Raw genomic sequence first — 20,878 nt, forward strand, 5'->3', positions numbered from 1 at the left:
CCGATCTTCGCTGGGGATAGTGCGGCATCCCCGATTTCTCGTCTTGTCCGAGCGGGAACTTTGTTTTGACTGAGCGCGCACTTCGCGCCTTCCTGGCGGAGTGCCGCGCGACCTTTCGATCGCGCGGCGCCCGCCACACCCCCGCAAGAGCAATTCCAGGAAAAGTGTGAAGCGGTTTTCCGTCCGGAATTGCGTCAAGGCAAAGAGGTCGGCCTATTTCTTGACTGCCTCGAGATCGATGACGATGTCGACATCCGGGCCGAGGCCGAAGCCGGCGGCGGCCTTGGCCATCGGGAAGTCGGCGGTGCTGACCTTGCCGGTGGCGGTGAACGCCGCCTTGGTCAGCGTCGCATCCCAGGGCGCCGGCGCTTCGTTGACCAGCGTCACGTCGAGCGTGATCTCCTTGGACACACCGCTGATGATGAGGTTGCCGGTGACCTTGCCGGTCTTGTCGCTGACCTTCTCGACCTTGGTGCTTTCAAACGAGATCGCCGGGAATTCGGCGGCGTTGAAGAAGTCAGGGCCTTTCAGATCGCTGTCGCGCTGGTCATAGGCGGTGTGCACCGAGCTGACATCGAGCTCGGCCTTGACGCTGCTCTTCGACGGATCGGCCTTGTCCATCACGATGGCTCCCTTCACCGCGTCGAACTGGCCATGCGCGGTGCCATAGATGCCATGCTTGATGGTGAAGGTGACCCAGGCGTGCTGGCCGTCGATCTCGTAATTCTCGGCATAAGCAGCCGATGCGAAGGCGCACATCGAGGCTAAGGCAAGTGCGGCCGTCAGTTTTCTCATTGTCACATCAGTCTCCCCATTCTTGGTTGTCATTCCCTGGCTCAGGAAAAGCCAAGCGCGGCTCCATGCGGCGCAAACAGGAGCGCCGTCAGGATCGCCAGTATCGCCGGGATGGCGATCAGCAGACCGGCAACCAGCGGCCGCAACGGCCGGGCGTCGGGAACAAAGCCCCGCAGCGGGCCGGGCACGAGCACAGCCACGGCGAGCGGCAAGGGCGAAAGCATGAGCGCGACCGGGTTCGCCTTCGGCGCCAGCAACGCCACCTGGATCAGCACCGTGGTGGCGGCAAAGACGAGGATCACCTCGGTGCCMTTGCTCCAGGCAATGGCCGACCCGCCACGCATCACGGCGATATACTGGACGAGACACCAGCCGCCGCCGAGCGCGGCGAGCGATCCCAGCAATTGCCCGGTGACAATCGAGGCGCCGAGCACAGAGATGATGGCGCCGGCCGCGCACATGGCGAGCATCGCCGCCGGCATCAGGAACGGCTCCTCGGCCGGAGGCGACGACGAAGTGCGCAACGACAACAGCAGCGCTGCGCCGGCGATTGCCAGCAGGCTGGCGATAAGGGCCGCCATCATCTGCAGGTCGAGTGCACCGCCGGCGATACGGCGCCAGCCGAGCCACAGCAGCGCGGCCGCAAGGGCGGCGGCGACAAGATTGCCCGCGACGGCAGCGCCGAGCAGGCGCTCGGGCAACAAGCCCGCGACAATCCCGGCAAAGGCGAGATAGATCAGCTTCTGGCTGGCGGCGACCGGCGGCACCACCGGCGGGCCAAGCGTGTCCCAGTAGAAGAACAGCAGCAGGGCGGCCGCCACCAGCGAAAGCACGGGCGAGGACGGCGGCAGGGCAAACCGCGCCAGCAGCGCCATCACCGCGCCGAGCACAAAGGGCAGTGCCGCCGTGGTGACCATCGGATTGCCCAGCAATGCGCTCAATGGCCGACACCTCTTTGACACCTGGCAGGCTCGCGCAAAACGCGCGGCGTGATGTGACCTTGATCTTGGCCAACCGATCGCGAAGCGTCTTGTCCGAGCGGGAACTTTGTTTTGACTGAGAGCGCACTCGTGCCGCTTCGGCTTGAAGCTGGTCGATAGGCTCCATAACCCTCGGCACAACTGTTCATCAGCAATCGAGGAGGATGGCGTGAACGAGAGAATTGTGCCGCCGATCAGCGCCGCCGCTGCCGCTTTCCTGGCGCGTTCGCATCGGCCCTTCATCGATGGCCGTTTCGTCGACGGGCTTTCCGGCGAAGGCCTCGCTGTCGATGACTCCGCCTCCGGCGAGATCATAGCCCGCGTCCCCGAAAGCGGCCCCGAGCTTGTTGACCAGGCGGTGCGCGCGGCACGTGCCGCGCTTGAAGGGCCCTGGGCCTCGATGCGGCCGGTCGACCGCCAGAAGCTGATGCTGAACCTCGCCGATGCAGTCGAGGCCGACGCCGATCTTCTCGCTGAAATCGAAAGCATCGAGAACGGCAAATCGCTCGGCGTCGCCCGCATGCTGAGCGCCGGCGGCACCGTCGACTGGCTGCGCTACTATGCCGGCTGGGCGACCAAGATCGAGGGCTCGACCTTCCAGGTCTCCATTCCCGTGCCGCCCGGCGCCAGGCACCAGGCGATGACGGTGATGGAACCGGTCGGCGTCGTCGGCGCCATCGTGCCGTGGAATTTCCCGCTGCTGATCGGCATGTGGAAGATCGCGCCGGCGCTGGCCTGCGGCTGCACCGTGGTGCTGAAGCCGCCGCAGGAAACCCCGCTCGGCCTGCTGAGGCTCGCCGAACTGATCGAAGTGGTCGGCTTCCCACCCGGCGTCGTCAACATCGTCACTGGCAGCGGCGCGATCACCGGCGAAGCGCTGATCCCCCATCCCGGCATCGACAAGCTGACCTTCACCGGCTCGACTGAGGTGGGCAAACGCGTCGGCCACGCCGCGGTCGACCGCGTCGCCCGCTTCACGCTGGAGCTCGGCTCGAAATCGCCGATGATCCTGCTTGCCGATATGGAAGAAGGCATCGAGCCGCTCATCGCCGGGCTCGGCATGTTCTTCAACCAGGGCCAGGTCTGCACCTCGGCCTCGCGGCTCCTGATCGAGAAGTCGATCTACGATCGCACGCTGTCGCGGCTGGCCGAGATCGCCGACGGCATGACGCTGGGCGCCGGCCGCGACGCTGGAGCCCAGATCAACCCGCTTGTCTCGGCCAAGCATCGAAAAAGCGTCGAGGGCTTTATCGAGCGTGGCCTGGCGGCGGGCGGCGAGCGGGTCAGTGGCGCGCGGGCGGTGCCGGCCAGGGGTCACTATGTGGCGCCGACCATCCTGCACAATGTCCGGCCCGACATGGAGATCGTGCGCGAGGAGGTGTTCGGGCCGGTGGTAGCGGCGATGCCGGTCGCCGATCTCGACGAGGCGATCCGCATCGCCAACGACACGCGCTACGGCCTGTCGGCCTCGATCTGGACCCGCGACATGGGCAAGGCAATGACCGCCATCCACGGCCTCAAGGCCGGCACGGTGTGGGTCAATTCGCACAACACGCTCGACCCTGCGGCACCCTTCGGCGGCTTCAAGCAGTCCGGCATCGGCCGCGAGCATGGCCGCGCCGCGATCGACGGCTATCTCGAGACCAAGACCGTCATCATGCGCTACGCCTGACATGAGTGATGCGTACGACTATATCATCGCCGGCGCCGGTTCGGCCGGCTGCACGCTGGCCAACCGGCTGGTCAATGCGGGCAAGCGAGTGCTGGTGGTCGAGGCCGGCCCGGCCGACAACACACGCCTCATCGACATGCCCGCCACCTTCGCCAAGGTGATCGGCACGGCGCGCAGTTGGATCTACGAATCCGAGCCTGAACCCAGCGTCGGTGGACGCCGGTTGCCGATCCCGCAAGGACGCACGCTGGGCGGCGGCTCGTCGATCAACGCCATGCTCTACATCAGAGGCCAGCCGCAGGATTATGATGGCTGGCGCGACCTTGGCTGCGACGGCTGGGGCTGGGACGAGGTGCTGCCGGTGTTCCGGCGGCTGGAGCGCAATGAGCGCCTTGCCGGCGAGCGCCACGGCACCAAGGGACCATTGTCGGTCTCCGACCCGCGCCACCGCCATCCACTGTCATTGGCCTTTGTGCAAGCCGCGCAGCAGGCAGGCTACCGTTACAATGACGACTTCAACGGCGTCGCGCAGGAAGGCGTCGGCTTCTACCAGACGACGACCGCCAATGGCGAACGGCAGTCGGCGGCAAAGGTGTTCCTGCGGCCGCTGGCCGGCAACGCCAACCTCACCGTGGTCACCGATGCACTGGTCACCGGCGTCACCTTGGAAAACGGCGCGGCAAGCGGCCTGGCCTACACCACCTCGGACGGGCACAACCACGCGGCGACGGCAAAGGCAGAAGTGATCCTCGCCGCCGGTGCACTGGCGACGCCCAAGCTGATGATGCTGTCAGGCCTGGGGCCGGCCGAACACCTGGCCGGGCTTGGCATTCCCGTCATCCGCGACATGCCCGCGGTCGGTCGCGACCTGCAGGACCACGTCGCCGCTCCCGTCTATGCGTTGACGCGCCAGCCGATCTCGCTGCTCGGGCAGGACGGTGGCCTAAAGGCGCTGCGCCACGGCCTGCAGTACCTGATGTTCCGCACCGGCCTGCTCACCTCCAACGTCGTCGAGAGCGGGGGCTTCTTCGACACTGATGGCGACGGCCGGCCCGATATCCAGTTCCACGTCCTGCCGGTGATGATCGAAAGCGCAGAACACGGCTCGATCGAGCGTCACGGCATGGAGCTGAACCCTTGTGTGCTGAGGCCGAAATCGCGCGGCTCGGTGCAGTTGCGCTCGCGCAATGCAAGCGATCCGATCCGCTTCACCACCGGCTTCCTCTCGCATGCCGACGATCTCGCTCTGCTGCTTGCCGGCATGAAGGTTGCGCGGACCATCCTGCGCCAGCCGGCGCTGCGTGAGGTCGTTGCCGAAGAGCTCGCGCCCGGCAATGCCGATGATCTCGGCGACGCGGCAATCGTCGACCACATCATCAGCCACGCCAAGACGGTCTACCATCCTTGCGGCACCTGCCGAATGGGAACAGATGGCCAGGCGGTGGTTGATCCGCAGCTTCGCGTGCGTGGCGTGCCGCGCCTGCGTGTCGCGGATGCTTCTATCATGCCGAGGCTGACCAGCGGCAACACCAACGCGCCGGCGATCATGATCGGCGACCGCTGCGCCGATTTTATTCTCGGCCAATGATGCGCGGGCGAGACTTAGGCCGGGTCAGGTTTTGGAACAAATTGCTGCGCGGCTGCATACACGCCGTATGGGCCAGTATCGGGCAACGACGCTTCTGCCGACGATGCTGATCGCTAGCCATTCCCCGAATTCGCCAAACTCTTTGACGTATTCTCGGCGACGATCGAGTAGGCCTGAATTATTCCCACTCGATTATCCAATCGGCATATAACTCATTGAAGTCACTGCCAAATGTCTTTCAACGCCACGCAAACTCCGACATCAAAACCGTCAAAAAGTTACGCATTTGATTTTAAAGGGAAAATCGCAGCAAAAAATATTTTGAGGTTTCACCAACTATCGAGACCAATCGGCGATTTTTTGCACTTTATGGCGTTAGACGGCGCGCCCCAGCCGTCTCGAAAATTACCATCATCGTTCGAACCAGGGCATTTATTCGTTGCAAAATCAATGGTCATGGTGGGCCCGGAAAGCGCCTTAAAATAATTGATTTCATTGAGTTTTTCGTGGGCCAAAATCAGACATTTTCCCGTATCGTTCCGTATCGTCCCGCAGTGCCTTTCACCAGTGCCTGTACGCTGAAGATTGGCCTAACCAGTCACAGGAATGCGCTTTGATCATTGCGAAGACACGAACGGCCCCAACGAGCTCTATTCGAAAGAGTAGGTAAATCCTTCCGACGAGGCACCGACGGTGACTTTCGTCATCTTCTTGCCCTCCAGCGAGCGATTGAGCACACCGCGGCTGAGTTCGGGCAACAGCGTGTTGGTGAGGATGGCGTCGATCATGCGTCCGCCGGATTCGATCTCGGTGCAGCGCGCCTTGACCATGTCCATGACACCGTCGCCGATCACCAGCTCGGCATCGTTGGTTGCCTTGAGGCGCCGCGCGATCTTGCCGAACTGGTGCCTGGTGATCGCCTCGATCATCGCGTCCGAGAGCGGATAGTAAGGGATTGTCACCACGCGGCCGAGGAAAGCGGCCGGAAACACTTTCAGCAGCGGAGCGCGCAAGGCGGTGTCCAGGTCGTCCATGCCGGTGCGCAGGGCGCCGTTCTTCGTTCGGTCCATGATAACTTCGGAGCCGACATTCGAGGTGAGCAGGATCAGCGTGTTCTTGAAGTCGATCCGGCGGCCTTCGCTGTCATCCATCATGCCCTTGTCGAAGACCTGGAAGAAGATCTCGTGCACGTCCGGATGCGCCTTCTCGACCTCGTCGAGCAGGATGACCGAATAGGGCTTGCGCCGCACGGCCTCGGTCAGGATGCCGCCCTTGCCATAGCCGACATAACCGGGTGGCGCGCCCTTCAGCGTCGAGACCGTGTGGGCCTCCTGGAATTCGGACATGTTGATCGAAATCAGGTTCTGCTCGCCGCCATAAAGCGTTTCGGCAAGCGCCAGGGCCGTCTCGGTCTTGCCCACGCCCGAGGGGCCGCAAAGCAGGAACACGCCGACCGGCTTCTCCGGCGCGCCGAGGCCGGCGCGGCTGGTCTGCACACGTCTCGCGATCATCTCCATCGCATGGTCCTGACCGACGACACGCTCGGACAAGGTGGCGGCCAGTTTGAGCGCCTTCTCGGTCTGGCTGGACAGCATCCGTCCCGTCGGGATGCCGGTCCAGTCCTGGACAACGGCGGCCACGGCATTGCGATCGACCGACGGCAGGATCAGCGGGGTCTCGCCTTGCGCCTCGGCAAGTTCCGCCATCAATTCGCGCAGTCGCGCCAGATCGGCGGCGGAATCCGGCGCAGCGACAGGCTCGTGCGCGGCGACGGCCTCCGTCTTTGCCGCCTTTGCTTTCCCGGACTTGGTCTTCGAGCCCTTGGGTTCAGCCGTCTCGGGTTCCGGCGTTTTGGCCTCGGCTGCCTTCCCTTCATGCACCTCGGCAGCAGGCACGGCGGCAGCCTCGCCCGCAGCAGCTTCCCCGTCCTCCACCGCGTCAAGCGGCATGCCCTCGCCACGGAGTTTGGCGCGCAGGTCGAGAATCTCGGCGACCAGCGCCTTTTCCCGATCCCAGCGCGCCTGCGCTGCCGCAAGCGCGGTCTCGGTTTCCGCCAACCCGGCCTCCACGCGAGCCTGTCTGTCGGCCACTTCGATGCCGATCGCCGCCTCGCGGCCAATGATGCCTTCCTCGACCTCGAGCGCCTGGCGCCGGCGCAGAATGTCCTCGACCTCGGCCGGCGTGGCGTGCTGCGAGACGGCGACGCGGGCGCACGCGGTGTCGAGGAGGCTGACCGCCTTGTCCGGCAGTTGCCTGGCCGGAATGTAGCGGTGCGAGAGCGAAACGGCGGCCTCTATCGCCTCGTCAAGGATCTGCACCTTGTGGTGCTGCTCAAGAACACCGGCGACACCGCGTAACATCAGCACGGCCACCGTTTCGGAAGGCTCGTCGATCTTGACCACCTGGAACCGACGGGTCAGCGCCGGATCCTTCTCGATATGTTGCTTGTACTCGGCCCAGGTCGTGGCGGCGATGGTGCGAAGCTCGCCGCGCGCGAGCGCGGGCTTGAGGAGATTGGCCGCATCGCCGGTTCCCGCCGCGCCGCCGGCGCCGATCAGCGTGTGCGCCTCGTCGATGAAGAGGATGATCGGCGTCTCCGAGGCCTGGACCTCGTCGATGACGGCCTTCAGCCGCTTTTCGAACTCGCCCTTGACACTGGCGCCGGCCTGCATCAGCCCGACATCGAGCATGCGTACGCTGACATTCTGAAGCGTCGGCGGCACGTCGCCCTGGGCGATGCGCAAGGCAAAGCCCTCGACGACCGCCGTCTTGCCGACACCCGCCTCGCCGGTCAAGATCGGGTTGTTTTGCCGGCGCCGCATCAGGATATCGACAATCTGGCGGATTTCAGGATCGCGGCCGACGACCGGATCGATCTTGCCGTCGCGGGCACGCTGGGTCAGGTCGGTGGCATATTTGGCGAGTGCCGAATCCCCGCCCGGGCCGCGTTTCATCGGTGTTTCGGCCGCGGCAGCGGCCGGAGGGGAGCCGGCTTCGAGCGAGCCCTCGGTGACGTCGGCGAAGCGGGCAATGACCCCGTCCGCGTCGATCTTGTCGAATTCGGTGCTGATTTTCGAAACCAGCCCTTCCAGCGCAGGTGTCTTCAGGCAGGCGAGAAGAATGTGCGCGCTGCGCACCTCCTCGACACCGAATTCCAGCGTGGCCAGGCTCCAGCCTTCCTGTATGGCGTGAAAGATGTGATCGGAGAATTCCTCCACCGAGGTCGCGCCGTAGGGCAGCTTGTCGATGGCGCGGGTCATATCGGCCGTCAGCCGGCTGGCATCCAGCCCGGCGTCGGCGACGATCATCTGCACGTCCGAGCGCTCGGACAGCACCAGTTGCTGGACGAAATGGACGAGCTCGACATAGGGGTTGCCGCGCAGCTTGGCCGTGTCCGCGGCGGCCTTGAAGGCGCGCATCCCCGTGGGATTGAGCTTTGCAACGAGTTCCTTGCGCTTGAAACTCTGCGACGATCGGCGCTGTTCCATTTGAACCTGCCCCCGAAATCTGCTGCCCCTACCCTGCCATAGAAGCGGCTGCTTGACAAAGCCGTGTGCCGAACAAGGCCTTCCGGCCCGGTTCGGGCGGCACCTCGTGGTTACACAAGCCCTGCAAACTCCTGCAAGAAACCCGGATTGCGGTCCGAACCATGCGAGCCATTTCACAGACGCGGCCCGCCAATCGCGCAATGGGTTTGGTTGAAAGACTATGGGAGCATTCAGCTTCTGTTAGTTTTTGAAGAAGTGCTCAATTGTCGTGGCATGGCACCGATGATAACGTTGCGTCACTTGGGTCACAGGGCCCTTTGCTGGGGGTAGGTGTGATTGATCTCGCACTCTGGCTGAAGCCTCTGGACGGTGCGAACCCGTCGGGAGAGGATTTACGCAACGACCCGGCTTTTCATGAGCTGGAGCGGCTCACGGAAGCCCAGCTCAAGGTCGTGCACGACGGTGGCAACAAGGCTTCGCAGTCAACCAGCTCGGTCGACTGGGCGGCCGTCCTCGAAAAATCGGAAGAATTGCGGTCGCGCGGCCGGGATTTGCGCCTTCTGGTCATCGTCACGCGCGCGTTGGCCAATGAAGAGAAGCTCGCCGGCCTTTCCCAGGGGCTGACCCTGATCGCAAGGACTTTCGACCAGTATTGGGACACCATGCATCCGGCCTTGCGCACGAGTGCCACGCCCCGCGACGCGGCGCTGCGACGCATCAATGCGCTGCTTGACCTCCAGAACGGCCAGGAAGGCCTGCTGGCGAACCTCAGGCAGACCGTTTTCTTCTCCCCGCGCGCCATCGGGCCGATCAGCGGGCGGGACCTGGAGCAGGCAGCGCTCGACGAGCGCATCATGCTCCAGGAAGCTGCCTCCGGCCTGGGGACCGCCGAAAAGGCGGCGCTGGCGGCCGCCCACAACCAGCTGCTGAACCGGGTGCGCACGGGATGCGCGGCGCAGATCGATCAGGGCGCGGACGCTGTCACGACACTTTTGGCCGATGCGCGCGCCGCGATTGATGCACTGGAGGCGGTGGATACCGCGCTCAATGCCCGTATCGACGGCAACGGCGCGGCGGTTCCGGATTTGAAGAAGTTCCTGCAGCGCTTGCTGACGACGCTGGAGCGAAATTCCAGCGCCGCCGCCACGGCCAACGGTGCGGCAAAGCCCGCCCCACAGCCGGCTCAACCAGCATCGACGCCCACCCAAAACGGACATGGAGCCGAGACGATGGCAAGTGTGGCAAGCTCTGTGGAACCCGGTGCCGGCCTGCCTGACCGGATCACCTCGCGCGACGAGGTCGTCCAATGCCTCGATCTCGTGGTCGCCTTCTATGACCGCACCGAACCGTCCAGCCCTATCCCGCATCTCGCCCGGCGCGTGCGCAGGATGGTGCACATGGATTTCGTGGAACTGATGGAAGATCTCGCCCCGTCGGGGCTGAAGGAATTCCGGCTGCTTGCCGGTGTCGCCGATCCCAAGAAGCCGGCCCAGAAGGATGAAAGGTAACGAGCATGCCAGCAGAGAGCAAAGCCAAGGTCATCGAAAGAAACCGCGCCCCGCGCGTGCAGATCGCCTACGACGTCGAAACCTACGGCAGCCCCACGACGATCGAGTTGCCGTTCGTCATGGCTGTCATGGCCGACCTTTCGGGCGCCTCGCAGACCAAGGAAGCGTCGAAGTCGGTTCTGGACCGCAGTTTCGTCGAAACCGACGCCAATCGCTTCCCCAAATTCATGGAAGCGATGGGACCGCGCGTGAAGGCGCGTGTGAAGAACACCTTGCCGCAAGCCGAAGGCGCCGAGCGGGACGAGGAATTGGCGATCGATCTCACCTTCTCCAAGATGGGTGATTTCGCGCCCGACAAGATCGCCGAGCAGGTGCCACAACTGGCCGAGATCCTCAAGATGCGGCGTCAACTCGAGGAACTGCTGGGCTTCATGGATGGCCGGGTCGACGCCGAAAAGCGCATCGCGCAGCTTCTGAACAACGAGCCGCTGCTGAGCAAGATCGCCACCCAGGCGATTTCCGACGGCAAAGGCGAGGAGTAAGTCATGGCCGAACAGCAAAAGACCGCAGCCGCCACCGCCGAGGCCGAAGCCATCGATCTTGGCGAATTCAGCGGCCTCCTTGAAAAGGATTTCAAGGTCAAGAAGGACGACAGCGAGAAACTGCAGCAGTTGGTGCGCAACCTGGCGCTGGCCGCTCAATCCCGTTCCGAGACGACGACCATCTCGTCCAACGCGATCAAGTCGATCAAGTCGCTGATCGCGGGGATCGACAAGATGCTCACGACGCAGGTCAACGAAATCCTGCATGCCCCGGAAGTGCGGGAGATGGAAGGCACCTGGCGAGGCCTTTGGTATCTCATCAACAACACCGAGACGGATACCAAGCTGAAGATCCGGGTGATGAACATCTCCAAGGAGCAGTTGGCCGACACGCTTGAAGACTATGAAGGCCAGATGTGGGACCAGAGCCCGATCTTCAAGAAAGTCTACACGGACGAGTATTCGATGCTGGGCGGTGAGCCGATCGGCTGCATCATCGGCGCCTACGAGTTCTCCAACCATCCGCGCGACGTCGGCCTGCTGCGCAACATCTCGGGTGTCTGCGCCTCGGCGCATACGCCATTCATCGCGGCCGCCTCGCCGCGGCTGTTCCGCATGGACAGCTGGCAGGAACTGCCGAACCCGCAAGACCTTCAGATGATCGTGAACAACCCGGCCTATGCCTCATGGCAGTCGCTGCGCGAAAGCGAGGACGCCCGCTATATCGGGCTCACCATGCCGCGCGTGCTGGCACGCCTGCCCTACGGCTCGGAAACGGTCCCGGTGAAGGGCTTCACCTTCGAGGAAGAGGTGGGCGGCGACCACAACAAATATGTCTGGATGAACGCCGCCTTCCCGATGGGCGTCAACATCAACCGCAGCCACAAGCTCTATGGCTGGGGAACGCAGATCCGCGGCGTCGAGAACGGCGGCACGGTGCTCAACCTGCCGGTGCACGCTTTCCCGACCGACGACGGTTCGATCGCAATGAAATGCCCGACCGAAGTCGCCATCGACGACCGGCGCGAGGCGGAACTGGCGAAGCTCGGCCTGATGCCGATCTTGCACCGCAAGAACACCGATCTCGCGGCCTTCATCGGCGCGCACTCGCTCCAGGATGACGAGACGCGCGCCGGGCGTCTGGTCGACCCCGACGCCCAGTCGAACGAACGGCTGAGCGCCAACCTGCCCTACCTCTTCCCGGTGTCGCGTTTCGCGCATTACCTCAAGGCGATCGCGCGCGACAAGATCGGCTCGTTCAAGGAACGCACCGATATGGAGATCTGGTTGACCGAATGGATCAACCGGTACGTGCTGGCCAATCCGGCCTTCGCCGACGACAAGGCGCGGGCCAAGCGTCCGCTTGCCGCGGCCGAGGTTCAGGTCGACAGCGTCGAAGGCCGGCCCGGTTACTACAATGCCCGTTTCTACCTTCGTCCGCACTACCAGCTGGAAGGCATCAATGCCTCCCTCCGGCTGGTATCGGAACTGCCGTCGGTGAAGGGGTGAAGTCGCAGCGAAGTCATCTTGTTTCGTTTAAAAGCGGTGGAGAAAGACAATGCCGACCACAGAGAGAAGCGATGCTCCTTCGATGAAGATCGATGGTTTTCTGAAAGTTCCGGACATCAAGGGCCCGAGCAAGCGCGACGGCCATGAAGACGAGATCGAAGTGCATGGCGTCGACTACAAGATGATCGCGCCCTACGACCCGAATTCGCTGTCGCGACGTGGCCGCGTGTCGATGGGAATGATCAAGTTCATCAAGCACTACGACAAGTCGTCGCCATACCTGAAGAAGGCGCTGTTCGAGAACAAGGCGCTTGACGAGGTGGTGTTCTCGGCACGCCGCACCATCGACGGCGAGACCAGCGACTATCTGGTCGTGACGCTCACCGACGCCTCGGTCATGGAATACGATATGCGGCAGGCCCCCGACGAGGCCGATCTCATCGAGGAAGAAGTCAGCTTCGCCTACAAGAAGATCAAGTTCGTCTACGACAAGGACGACGAGATCGAAATGGACGTCTATGTCGGCAAGTGAGGCCAAGCGGCCTGCCGCCAAGTCGCAGCTTGCCGGCAGTTCGCGGACAAAACGCGAGGCGGTCCAGCCTTCGCTCTGGGACCGCCTTGTCAACGACTTGCCGGGGCTGGCGTCGGAGATCGACGGGCTGCGCCGCCTGCTGGATGAAGAACTCGGCGCCGAACGCGTCGAGGCTCTTCTTGCCGGCAGCGCGCGCGCCATCGATACCGACGCCGAACTCACGCCCGAGCAGAAACGGCGCCTGCACCGGCTGGTCTTCCAGACCGAGCATCGCGCCGAGATCGAAAGCCGCGGCGTGGTGGTTTCGGCACGCGTGCTGAGAGAAGCCGTGCGGCGCGACATCGAGGCGCTGTTCAATACCGAGCGCTTCGAATCCGTACCGATGCTCTCCGATGCCGAACACGAGCAGCCCCTGGAAGAACTGCCGTCGCTGGCTGACTTTCCGGAGGTGCGCCGCAGCGTGGTCAATTATGGCGTTCCGTCCTTTTCCGGCCGCTCCTCGCGGGATTTCGACCGCGATGCGCTGGCGCGCGAAATCCGCGCGGTGCTTGCCACCTTCGAGCCGCGCCTGAAGGAGAGCGCCACGACCGTCAACGTCACGCTCGGAGACAAAACCGTCGGCCTCAAGATCGAGATCGACGCGGTGCTGATCATGGCCCCCACACCGGAGCGTATGCGGCTGCGCACCACGATCAATCTCGACAACGGCCTGGCACGAACAGAATTCCGGGAGACCTGAGATGGATCGGGTCTTCGTGGAGTATTACGAAGAAGAACTGACCCATATCCGGGCGTTGGCCGCGGAATTCGCCGACATGCATCCGGCGGTCGCCCGTAATCTTTCCCTCGACACGGTCCCATGCCCCGATCCTTATGTGGAACGGCTGCTCGACGGCGTGGCCTTCCTGGCCGCACGTACCCGCCTGAAGGTCGACGCGGAGCGCTCGCGCTTCTCGCGCGCCGTGCTCGATGTGCTTTACCCCGATCTGGTGACGCCGGCGCCGGCGACGGCAATGGCCGTGCTGAAACCCGGCCAGCAGGTGCAGTCGATGATTGCCGGCCACGCCGTCGCACGCGGCACACGGCTGGTCTCCGGCCTCAATCCAGGGCTTTCGACGCGCTCGACCTTCACCACCGCGCAGGAGGTCACGCTGTGGCCGATCGCTATCACCTCGGTCAGCTATTTCCAGGATCGCAGCGCGCTCGCCGCCGCTGGAATCGCGCCGATCGGCGGCGCGCGCGGGGAGGCGGCGTTTCGCGTCACCCTCGCCCGGACGGGAAAGGGCAAGCTCACCGAACTGTCGCTCGACCGTCTCGACCTCTATCTCGCCGGGCGTGCCAGGGCGCCCCTGCTTTTCGATGCAATCTTCGGCGCCTGCTCGGCTGTCGGCGCACGGGCGGAAGGCAAGACCAACCCGCTGACAGCGCTGCCCGAGCCCGAAATGATCGGCATCCGCGACGACGAAGCGCTGATGCCGCGCACCCGTCCGACCTTCGAAGGATATCGGCTGCTGCGCGAATATTTCATGATCCCGGAGCGCTTCCACTATGTGCGGGTCGCCGGCCTCCAGCCGGTGGTGCGCAAGTGCGATGCGGGAATCGAGATCATCTTCCTGTTCCGGCGTCCGGTGCCCGAGCTCGCCGATGTGACGGTTGCCGACTTCGAACTGTTCGTGACGCCGGTCATCAATCTCTTCGAACGCGAATGCAACGTCATCGAGATCGATCCGCGCAGAACGCGTCAGGTGCTGCACGCCGACCGCACCCGGGCGCGGGATTTCGAGATCTTCCGGGTCACCCGGGTCGAGGACGCCGATGCGGAGAGCGGCGAGGCGACAATTCCCGAATTGTTCAGCCTGGGGCAGAACCGCGGCAGCGGCTGGGTCTATTCGACCGAGCGACGTCCGCGCCGCGCCACCGAGGACGAGCGGCGCGAGGGGCTGACCCGCACCTCCTACACGGGCGACGATGTCTTTATCGCCGTCTCGCGGCCGGCGGGAAGCTTCCCGAACCGGCCGCTCAAGCGTCTCGACATCACGGCGCTGTGCACCAACCGCGACCTGCCGATCCTGGACGACACGCCGACGCTGACGCTGGAGACGGCCGATCCGGTCGAAGCGGTGCGCCTGCTTGGAGCGCTGCGGGCGCCGCAGCCGGCAATTCCGGCGTCCCTCCCGGCCAGCGCGGCGGGCGAATCCCGCGCCGACAATCTTGCCTGGCGGCTGGTGGCGCAGCTCTCTCTCAACTTCCTCAGCCTCGCCCAGGAAGGCCGTGGCGTCGATCCGCTGCATGCCTTGCTCGACCTCTATGCCGATCGTGGCGATCCCAGCCTCGCCCGCAACGTGCATTCGATCGTGCGCATCGATTCACGCCCGGTGATCGAGCGGCTCCAGATCGACGGGCCAATGTGTTTCGGACGCGGCACCGAGGTGACATTGCATGTCGACCAGTCCGTGCTGGCGGGGCAAAGTTCGCTGCTGCTTTCGGCCCTGCTTTCGCGGCTGTTCGCCCGCCATGCAGGGATAAACGGATTTGTGCGGACCCGCACGCGGTTGTTGCAGAAGCAGGAGGATGTGCCATGGCCGATGACGCCCGGCAATCGCTACCTGATCTAAAGGAGCCCGCGACGGTTGCGGCCGAACCGTTGCTGGAGAGCTCCGACTTTTTCGAACTGCTGCGGCGCCTGGAGCAGCGCGGTGGATTGTTCGGCCATTCCGGAACCGCCGACCGCGAGCCGGCGAGACTTGGCCAGCATGTACGGCTGAGCTTCTCGGCCCGCGATGTCGTCAAGCTCCAGGACGCCGGGGAGAAGGCCCTCGCGCGGGTGACCGTCGCCAATCTCGGGCTGCTCGGACCGGAAGGACCGATGCCACTGCATCTGACACGCTGGGTGCTCGACCGGCTGTCGCAGCGCTGGTTCACCGGGGCCGATGCCGAGCAGACCAGCGACACGACGTTCGTCGATTTCATCAACATCCTGCAGCACCGCATGATAGCCCTTTACTATCGCGCCTGGGCCGACGCGCATCCGGCGGTGCAGGTCGAACGATCCGTCGGCGGGCGGGTTCGCGCCATGCTGGAGGCAATGACCGGGATCGGCCTCCCCGGCACGCAGGATCCCGAACTCGACACCGTACGGCTGCGACAGGCCGGATCGCTCGCCAGCCAGGTCGACGGCGTGGAGCGGCTGACGCTGTTTCTCGCCACCGCCTTCAAGGTGCCGGTGCAGATCAAGGAATTCGTCGCCGCGTGGATCACCATTCCGGCGGCGCTGCAGACACGTGTCGGCAAGGCCTATGCCGGGCTCGGACGCGGCGCGACGATCGGGCCGCGGGTCTTCAGCCGCCAAAGCAGGATCGAATTGCGCGTCGGTCCGCTGAGCCTCGACGACTTCAGGTCGTTCCTGCCCGGCGAACAGCGTCTTGACCTGTTCAAGAAGGCGGTGCGCGACATGATCGGCGAGACGCTCGACGTCGATTTGCGCATCGTGCTCGCGCGCGACGCCGTGCCGCCGCCACGAGTCGGAACCATCCAGCTCGGCCGGACGGCCTGGCTGGCGCGTCCCGCCGAAAAGGGCGACGCCGACGATCTCAGGCTGCACACCATCGTCGGCTGGCGGCCGCAAATGGCGGAGGCGGCCGCATGAGCCTGCTGCTGACGCTCGAACAAGGCCCGCGCTCGCAAGTGGTCAGGCAGACCCGGCTGGACGAGGGCGAATTGGTGATCGGGCGCAGCGCCGATGCCGGCTGGCAGATCGACGACCCGGACATGTTCGTCTCGCGCGCGCATTGCAAGATCAGCGGCGGCCGGGATGGCTATTTCATCACAGACACGTCGAGCAGCGGATTGTTCGTCGATGACTCCGACAGTCCACTGGGACCTGGCAGGTCGTTGCGGCTGCAGAGCGGCATGCGGCTGCGCATGGGCGACTATGTCATCCATGTCGAGGTTCAATCCAAAGCGACCCGGACGTCGGTCGGCCCAGCCCCGCTCGCGAGCTCGACGCCTGCGTGGTCATCGCCGGGAGCGCGGGCGCCTGCCAGCATCGGCGGCGACGACTTCTTCTCGGCCAAGGTCGAGGAAGAACCGCGCCCGCCACGCCCGGCGGACCTGCCGAACCCGTTCGAACAGCCTGTCCCCGGGGCTTATGATCGCGCATCGAACCAACGCAGTTCGCCTGCCTTTGACGATCCGTTCAGCCTCGACCCGGTGGCGACGTCGCAATCCAGTGATATCGCTGCTCCAGGTGGTCAGCCGGATCCGTTCGGGTTCGGCGAAATGCCTTCGCGCAACGATGCGTCCGGGCATGCGGCAAAGCCGGCCAGCTTCGATGACGATTTCAGCTTCGGGCCGGCCGCCGCTCCGCCTCTCGCCAACGGCGCCGACCCGGCGGGACGTGTGCAGCATCCGGCTGAAAAGCCGCGCGCCGGGCATCCCTGGGATGCGCCGGTCCAGGCGGCCGAGCCCCCGCCGCGCCGCGCCGCGCCGACGCCCAGGCCGGCGCGCCTGGCGCAGCCCGCACCCAGCGACATGGCGCTTCGTGCCGCGTTCCTGCGCGGCATGGGCGTCGAGGAGGCCGATTTTCCCGGCCGCGATCCGATCGCCGAAATGGAAAAATTCGGGCGCGAATACCGGCTGATGCTGGATGGCTTGATGCAGCTTCTGCGCAAGCGCGCCGAGGAGAAGGGAAGCGCGCGCGTCGCCCAGACGGTGGTCGGCGCTTCCGAGGTCAACCCGCTCAAATTCCTGCCGACGGCGGAGGATGTCATCGTCACCATCATCTCGGAACGCAGTCCGGGCTTTCTCTCCGGCGAGGCGGCGATCGACGATGCGGTAAAGGATCTTGCACAGCATCACGTACGCGCCTGGCGAGGCGTTCAGGCTGCGCTTCGGCGCATGATCGACCGTTTCGATCCGGCCGCGATCGAGGAAGAGCTCAAGTCCAATTCCGCCATCGGCAATCTGCTCTCCGGCGGACGTAACGCCAAGCTGTGGGAGCTCTACCAGAAACGCCATCGCGACATCGCCCAGAGCGCGGAATCGAGCTTCCTTGGCGAGATCGGCGCAGACTTCAGGAACGCATATGAAGAGGAGGAGTAGGACATGATCGACAGACGCGAATTCGTCGTTGCCCTCGGCGCTACGGGGCTGCTTGCGGCTTGCCAGAGCGGCCCGCCGAAACCATCGGTTATCACGGTCAACGTGACCGGAGGCGCCGGCATGAATCCAGGACCGGGCGGCGGCGACAGGCCGGTGACGGTACTGGTGATGCGGCTTGCCAGCACCGGCAAGTTCAACTCGGCCGACTATTTCGCGCTGCAGGGCGACGCGGGCTCGGCGCTCGGTGCCGATCTCATCGGCTCCGACACGATCTCGGTCGCGCCAGGCAAGACGGCGGCCAAGACCATCACGGTGGAGCCGAACGCCGCGGCGCTCGGCTTCGTGGCGCTGATCCGCGAGCCGGGCGGACGCAACTGGCGCACGACCAAATCGGTATCGCCAGGCTCGAAATTCACCATCAACGTCAGCCTCGGCAAAGGCGGCATTTCCGCCTAGCGACAGGGCTGGAGATGGTTGTGTGCAGAAAGTAGTGGCATGAGCGATGCAAACAGGGTGCTGTGGTCGGAGGGTCTGTTTCTCAGGACCCAGCACTTCCAGCAACAGGATCGGTTCTTCGAGGGCATGGTGCGCGGCGCATTGCAGGCCGGCCAGCTCCATACTTTCGGCTTCCAGCAACTGACCCTCGACCAGTCGCTGCTCGACGCCGGCCAGGTCTCGATCGTGTCCGCCCGGGGCATTTTCCCGGACGGCACGCCTTTCGCCATCCCCGAACTGATGGATGCGCCGAAGCCGTTGCCGGTCACGGCCGACACCGGCGCCGGGCCGGTGCTGGTCGCATTGCCGCTAGAGCCACCCGGTGGCGTCGGATTCGATCCGGCGCATGCGGCATCGACGGGCGCGCGCTACCACGGCAAGATCGTTTCGGTGCGCGACGCCGTCCAGAGCGGCGCCGATCCGGAAGAGATCGAGATCGCCCGGCCGCAAGCCGCCCTGCTCGCGCCCGGCAAATCGGTCGGCGGTTATACCGCCTTGCCGATCGCCGACATAAAGGGTGTGCGCGCCGACGGCGGCATCTCGCTCGATGAGACGTTCCTGCCGCCGACGCTGATCACCGGCGCGGTTCACTGGTACCGGCAATTGCTGCAGGAGGTCGTCACCGGCCTCGACCAGATCGCCGAAGCGCATGGCAAGATGGTGATGGGCGGTGCCGGCCGCAGCGTCGAAGACCTTTTGATGCTGCACCTCGCCAATGCCGCTCGCCCGCGGCTCGCCCATATGCTCGCGCAGGATGTCTTTCATCCGGCCGAGCTCTATCTCGAACTGGCCGGTTTGGCCGGCGAGATGGCTACCTACGGCTCGAGCTCGCGGCGGCTCGGCGAATTGCCGGCCTACGACCACATGGCGCCCGGCCCCGCCTATATGGCGCTGGCCGACGCCTTGCGTTCGCTCATCCTGAGCCTGCGCTACATCGAGCCGAAATCGCGCGCGCTGCCGGTCATGCGGCATGCGACCAATGTCTGGAAAGTGCGCATCGACAACCCGAAGCTCCTGGTCGCCAGCCGCATCGTCATCCGCGTCGGATCGGAACTGTCGGAAGACGCGCTGCGCAAGATCTTCGTCAACCAGGCGACAGTCGGCTCCGCTGACCAGTTCGAAGGTCTTTGGAAGTCGCGCCTGCCGGGCATACCGCTGAAACCGCTTCATTCGCAGCCACGCGAGATTCCCTATGATGGCGACCGGCTGTGCCTGGAGCTTGACCAGAAGAGCGAGCATTGGGCCTCGTTGCTCGACGCCCCCGGCTTCGTCATCGGCGTTTCCGGTGTCCTGCCGAGCGAGCCGCAGGTCGACTGCTACTCAGTGAACAGGTGAGGCCATGAGCCGGGATGATCCTTTCGGACTGTCGGAGGATCGCGAACGCACACGCATCAGGCTGGCGGGCGCCGCGCCTCGGCCGATGGCGCCACTGGCGCCAGGCGCGCCGGTCAAAAGGGCGCGCGCCCATCCCAACACGCTCATCAACATCTTCGCGCCATTGCTCGAATTCGCGCCCGAGCTCGAAAGCGCGCTGGCGCCGGAGAACCCGGAAGCGATGCGCACGCGCCTGCTCGACGAATTGGTTCAGGCGCGCGACGCCGCGATGGCAGCGGGCTCCTCCATGGAGCGCGCCGACCAGGCGGCCTGGGCCGTGGCGGCGTTGCTCGACGACCTCGCGCTGAACACGCCGTGGGGTGGCGCCAGCGCCTGGCCGCGCCAGCCGCTGGTGGTCATGCTGCGTGGCGACGTCGATGCCGGCACCCAGTTTTTCACCCGCCTTGACGAGCTGGAGCGCCATCCCAACCGCGACCGCGAAATGCTGGAGCTTCAGTATTACTGCCTGGCGCTCGGCTTCCGCGGCAAGTATCGGGTGCCCGGCCGCGCCGGCGACCGCTCGCTCAATGCCGTACGCGTGGCGGCGGCGCGCTTCCTGCGCAATGCCGACGCCGAGGACGCGCCGCTGTCGCCGAACTGGAAAGGCGTGATCGCTTCCGACGAGCCGCAGCGCTTCATCGTTCCGATCTGGGTGATGGCGCTTGCCGCCATTGTCGTCGCCGCTGTCGTTTATATCGGCCTGTCGATGGGCTTGAGCAGCCAGGCGGTCGAACTCTCCGCCCTCGTGCGCACGCTGCCGCCGGCCTCGCGCGCGGACGTTGCCCGCGCCGCGCCCAAGCAGGATGCGCCCGCACCTGAACCGCCGCAGCCAGTCGATTTCGCTCTGCTGCCCGCGTTCAAGGCCGGAGCGCCCGCGGGCCTCAAGGGCGCGCTCAGCGGCACCGAGAGCGTCTCGCTGGCCAAGCTGATCGTCCAGTCCTCCAACCCGGAGCTCTTCCAATCTTCGCGGCCGACACTGTCGCAAGGCTATGAGCCTCTGATCGAGTCGATCGCCAAGGTGATCCTCGCCAACCAGGAGCTGATCGGAAACATCACGATCGTCGGCCATACCGACAATGTACGCCTGCAACGGTCCAATCCGCTGGCGAGCAATCAGCGGCTCTCGGAGGCACGCGCCCAAACCATAGCGGACCTCCTGGTGCGGGCCGGCGTGCCACGGGAGCGCATCCAGTCCGAAGGCCGCGCCGACACCGATCCGGTGGCCGACAACTCGACGCGCGAGGGCCGCGCGCTCAACCGGCGCGTCGAGGTCCTGGTCGAGAAGAGGCTGTGAG

General features: G+C 64.8%; 17 protein-coding genes. 14 read left to right on the forward strand and 3 right to left on the reverse strand.

Annotation, left to right across the window (positions count from 1 at the left end):
- Nucleotides 1-213: 213 nt before the first annotated feature.
- Together AC1DPX_RS16720 and AC1DPX_RS16725 are read right to left on the reverse strand one after the other, a co-directional pair.
- Nucleotides 214-795, reverse strand: coding sequence for a YceI family protein (locus AC1DPX_RS16720; RefSeq protein ID WP_477238194.1), 582 nt, complete (start codon nucleotides 793-795; stop codon nucleotides 214-216).
- Between the two features lie 41 nt (nucleotides 796-836).
- Nucleotides 837-1,736 (reverse strand): hypothetical protein, encoded by a 900-nt coding sequence (locus AC1DPX_RS16725; protein WP_477238195.1) that lies wholly within the window; start codon nucleotides 1,734-1,736, stop codon nucleotides 837-839.
- Nucleotides 1,737-1,944: 208 nt separating this feature from the next.
- Between AC1DPX_RS16725 and AC1DPX_RS16730 the strand changes: the two genes are divergently transcribed.
- The 3 genes from AC1DPX_RS16730 (at nucleotide 1,945) to AC1DPX_RS16740 (ending at nucleotide 5,521) form a co-directional block, all read left to right on the forward strand.
- Nucleotides 1,945-3,447, forward strand: a complete 1,503-nt coding sequence (locus tag AC1DPX_RS16730) for an aldehyde dehydrogenase family protein (protein WP_477238196.1) — start codon at nucleotides 1,945-1,947, stop codon at nucleotides 3,445-3,447.
- 1 nt (nucleotide 3,448) lies between these two features.
- The gene (locus AC1DPX_RS16735) at nucleotides 3,449-5,035 is read left to right on the forward strand and encodes a GMC family oxidoreductase (RefSeq protein ID WP_477238197.1); all 1,587 of its coding nucleotides are present in this window, start codon (nucleotides 3,449-3,451) and stop codon (nucleotides 5,033-5,035) included.
- Nucleotides 5,036-5,266: 231 nt separating this feature from the next.
- Nucleotides 5,267-5,521: a hypothetical protein gene (locus tag AC1DPX_RS16740; protein ID WP_477238199.1), complete on the forward strand. Its 255-nt coding sequence runs from the start codon at nucleotides 5,267-5,269 to the stop codon at nucleotides 5,519-5,521.
- 164 nt (nucleotides 5,522-5,685) lie between these two features.
- Here AC1DPX_RS16740 and tssH read toward each other — a convergent pair whose 3' ends face one another.
- Nucleotides 5,686-8,523 (reverse strand): type VI secretion system ATPase TssH, encoded by a 2,838-nt coding sequence (gene tssH, locus AC1DPX_RS16745; protein ID WP_202355655.1) that lies wholly within the window; start codon nucleotides 8,521-8,523, stop codon nucleotides 5,686-5,688.
- 332 nt (nucleotides 8,524-8,855) lie between these two features.
- Here tssH and tssA point away from each other — a divergent pair, with 332 nt between their 5' ends.
- From tssA to tssL, 11 genes are all read left to right on the forward strand, one after another.
- Complete coding sequence (gene tssA, locus AC1DPX_RS16750) at nucleotides 8,856-10,031, forward strand: type VI secretion system protein TssA (protein WP_477238280.1); 1,176 nt, start codon at nucleotides 8,856-8,858, stop codon at nucleotides 10,029-10,031.
- A 5-nt stretch (nucleotides 10,032-10,036) separates the two neighbouring features.
- A complete protein-coding gene (tssB, locus tag AC1DPX_RS16755; protein WP_202355657.1) occupies nucleotides 10,037-10,573 on the forward strand; it encodes a type VI secretion system contractile sheath small subunit in 537 nt (178 codons plus the stop codon).
- Nucleotides 10,574-10,576: 3 nt separating this feature from the next.
- On the forward strand, nucleotides 10,577-12,082 hold the full coding sequence (gene tssC, locus AC1DPX_RS16760) for a type VI secretion system contractile sheath large subunit (protein WP_010910844.1): 1,506 nt from the start codon (nucleotides 10,577-10,579) through the stop codon (nucleotides 12,080-12,082).
- Nucleotides 12,083-12,164: 82 nt separating this feature from the next.
- Nucleotides 12,165-12,614 carry an Hcp family type VI secretion system effector gene (locus AC1DPX_RS16765; protein ID WP_023780776.1) on the forward strand — a complete coding sequence of 150 codons (450 nt, stop codon included), beginning with the start codon at nucleotides 12,165-12,167 and terminating at the stop codon, nucleotides 12,612-12,614.
- Nucleotides 12,601-13,353: a type VI secretion system baseplate subunit TssE gene (gene tssE / locus AC1DPX_RS16770; RefSeq protein ID WP_202355658.1), complete on the forward strand. Its 753-nt coding sequence runs from the start codon at nucleotides 12,601-12,603 to the stop codon at nucleotides 13,351-13,353. The genes AC1DPX_RS16765 and tssE overlap by 14 nt, the downstream gene beginning before the upstream one ends.
- 1 nt (nucleotide 13,354) lies before the next feature.
- Entirely contained in the window at nucleotides 13,355-15,229 is a 1,875-nt protein-coding gene (gene tssF, locus AC1DPX_RS16775; protein WP_477238201.1) for a type VI secretion system baseplate subunit TssF, read from the forward strand.
- Nucleotides 15,193-16,260 (forward strand): type VI secretion system baseplate subunit TssG, encoded by a 1,068-nt coding sequence (gene tssG, locus AC1DPX_RS16780; RefSeq protein ID WP_477238203.1) that lies wholly within the window; start codon nucleotides 15,193-15,195, stop codon nucleotides 16,258-16,260. The genes tssF and tssG overlap by 37 nt, the downstream gene beginning before the upstream one ends.
- Nucleotides 16,257-17,714 carry a type VI secretion system-associated FHA domain protein TagH gene (gene tagH, locus AC1DPX_RS16785; protein ID WP_477238205.1) on the forward strand — a complete coding sequence of 486 codons (1,458 nt, stop codon included), beginning with the start codon at nucleotides 16,257-16,259 and terminating at the stop codon, nucleotides 17,712-17,714. The genes tssG and tagH overlap by 4 nt, the downstream gene beginning before the upstream one ends.
- 3 nt (nucleotides 17,715-17,717) lie before the next feature.
- On the forward strand, nucleotides 17,718-18,170 hold the full coding sequence (gene tssJ, locus AC1DPX_RS16790) for a type VI secretion system lipoprotein TssJ (RefSeq protein WP_202355662.1): 453 nt from the start codon (nucleotides 17,718-17,720) through the stop codon (nucleotides 18,168-18,170).
- Between the two features lie 39 nt (nucleotides 18,171-18,209).
- A complete protein-coding gene (tssK, locus tag AC1DPX_RS16795; RefSeq protein ID WP_477238207.1) occupies nucleotides 18,210-19,544 on the forward strand; it encodes a type VI secretion system baseplate subunit TssK in 1,335 nt (444 codons plus the stop codon).
- A gap of 4 nt (nucleotides 19,545-19,548) precedes the next feature.
- Nucleotides 19,549-20,877 (forward strand): type VI secretion system protein TssL, long form, encoded by a 1,329-nt coding sequence (gene tssL, locus AC1DPX_RS16800; protein WP_477238208.1) that lies wholly within the window; start codon nucleotides 19,549-19,551, stop codon nucleotides 20,875-20,877.
- Nucleotide 20,878: the final 1 nt, after the last annotated feature.

The organism is Mesorhizobium sp. 01N446, assembly GCF_056399285.1.

Excerpts from the sequence above, each read along its gene's own strand:
- AC1DPX_RS16720 (WP_477238194.1), bottom strand. The coding sequence starts at position 795 with ATGAGAAAACTGACGGCCGCACTTGCCTTAGCCTCGATGTGCGCCTTC.
- AC1DPX_RS16740 (WP_477238199.1), top strand. The coding sequence starts at position 5,267 with ATGTCTTTCAACGCCACGCAAACTCCGACATCAAAACCGTCAAAAAGT.
- tssL (WP_477238208.1), top strand. The coding sequence starts at position 19,549 with ATGAGCCGGGATGATCCTTTCGGACTGTCGGAGGATCGCGAACGCACA.
- AC1DPX_RS16765 (WP_023780776.1), top strand. The coding sequence starts at position 12,165 with ATGAAGATCGATGGTTTTCTGAAAGTTCCGGACATCAAGGGCCCGAGC.
- tssF (WP_477238201.1), top strand. The coding sequence starts at position 13,355 with ATGGATCGGGTCTTCGTGGAGTATTACGAAGAAGAACTGACCCATATC.
- tagH (WP_477238205.1), top strand. The coding sequence starts at position 16,257 with ATGAGCCTGCTGCTGACGCTCGAACAAGGCCCGCGCTCGCAAGTGGTC.
- AC1DPX_RS16735 (WP_477238197.1), top strand. The coding sequence starts at position 3,449 with ATGAGTGATGCGTACGACTATATCATCGCCGGCGCCGGTTCGGCCGGC.
- tssH (WP_202355655.1), bottom strand. The coding sequence starts at position 8,523 with ATGGAACAGCGCCGATCGTCGCAGAGTTTCAAGCGCAAGGAACTCGTT.
- tssK (WP_477238207.1), top strand. The coding sequence starts at position 18,210 with ATGAGCGATGCAAACAGGGTGCTGTGGTCGGAGGGTCTGTTTCTCAGG.
- tssG (WP_477238203.1), top strand. The coding sequence starts at position 15,193 with ATGGCCGATGACGCCCGGCAATCGCTACCTGATCTAAAGGAGCCCGCG.
- tssB (WP_202355657.1), top strand. The coding sequence starts at position 10,037 with ATGCCAGCAGAGAGCAAAGCCAAGGTCATCGAAAGAAACCGCGCCCCG.
- tssE (WP_202355658.1), top strand. The coding sequence starts at position 12,601 with ATGTCGGCAAGTGAGGCCAAGCGGCCTGCCGCCAAGTCGCAGCTTGCC.
- tssC (WP_010910844.1), top strand. The coding sequence starts at position 10,577 with ATGGCCGAACAGCAAAAGACCGCAGCCGCCACCGCCGAGGCCGAAGCC.
- tssJ (WP_202355662.1), top strand. The coding sequence starts at position 17,718 with ATGATCGACAGACGCGAATTCGTCGTTGCCCTCGGCGCTACGGGGCTG.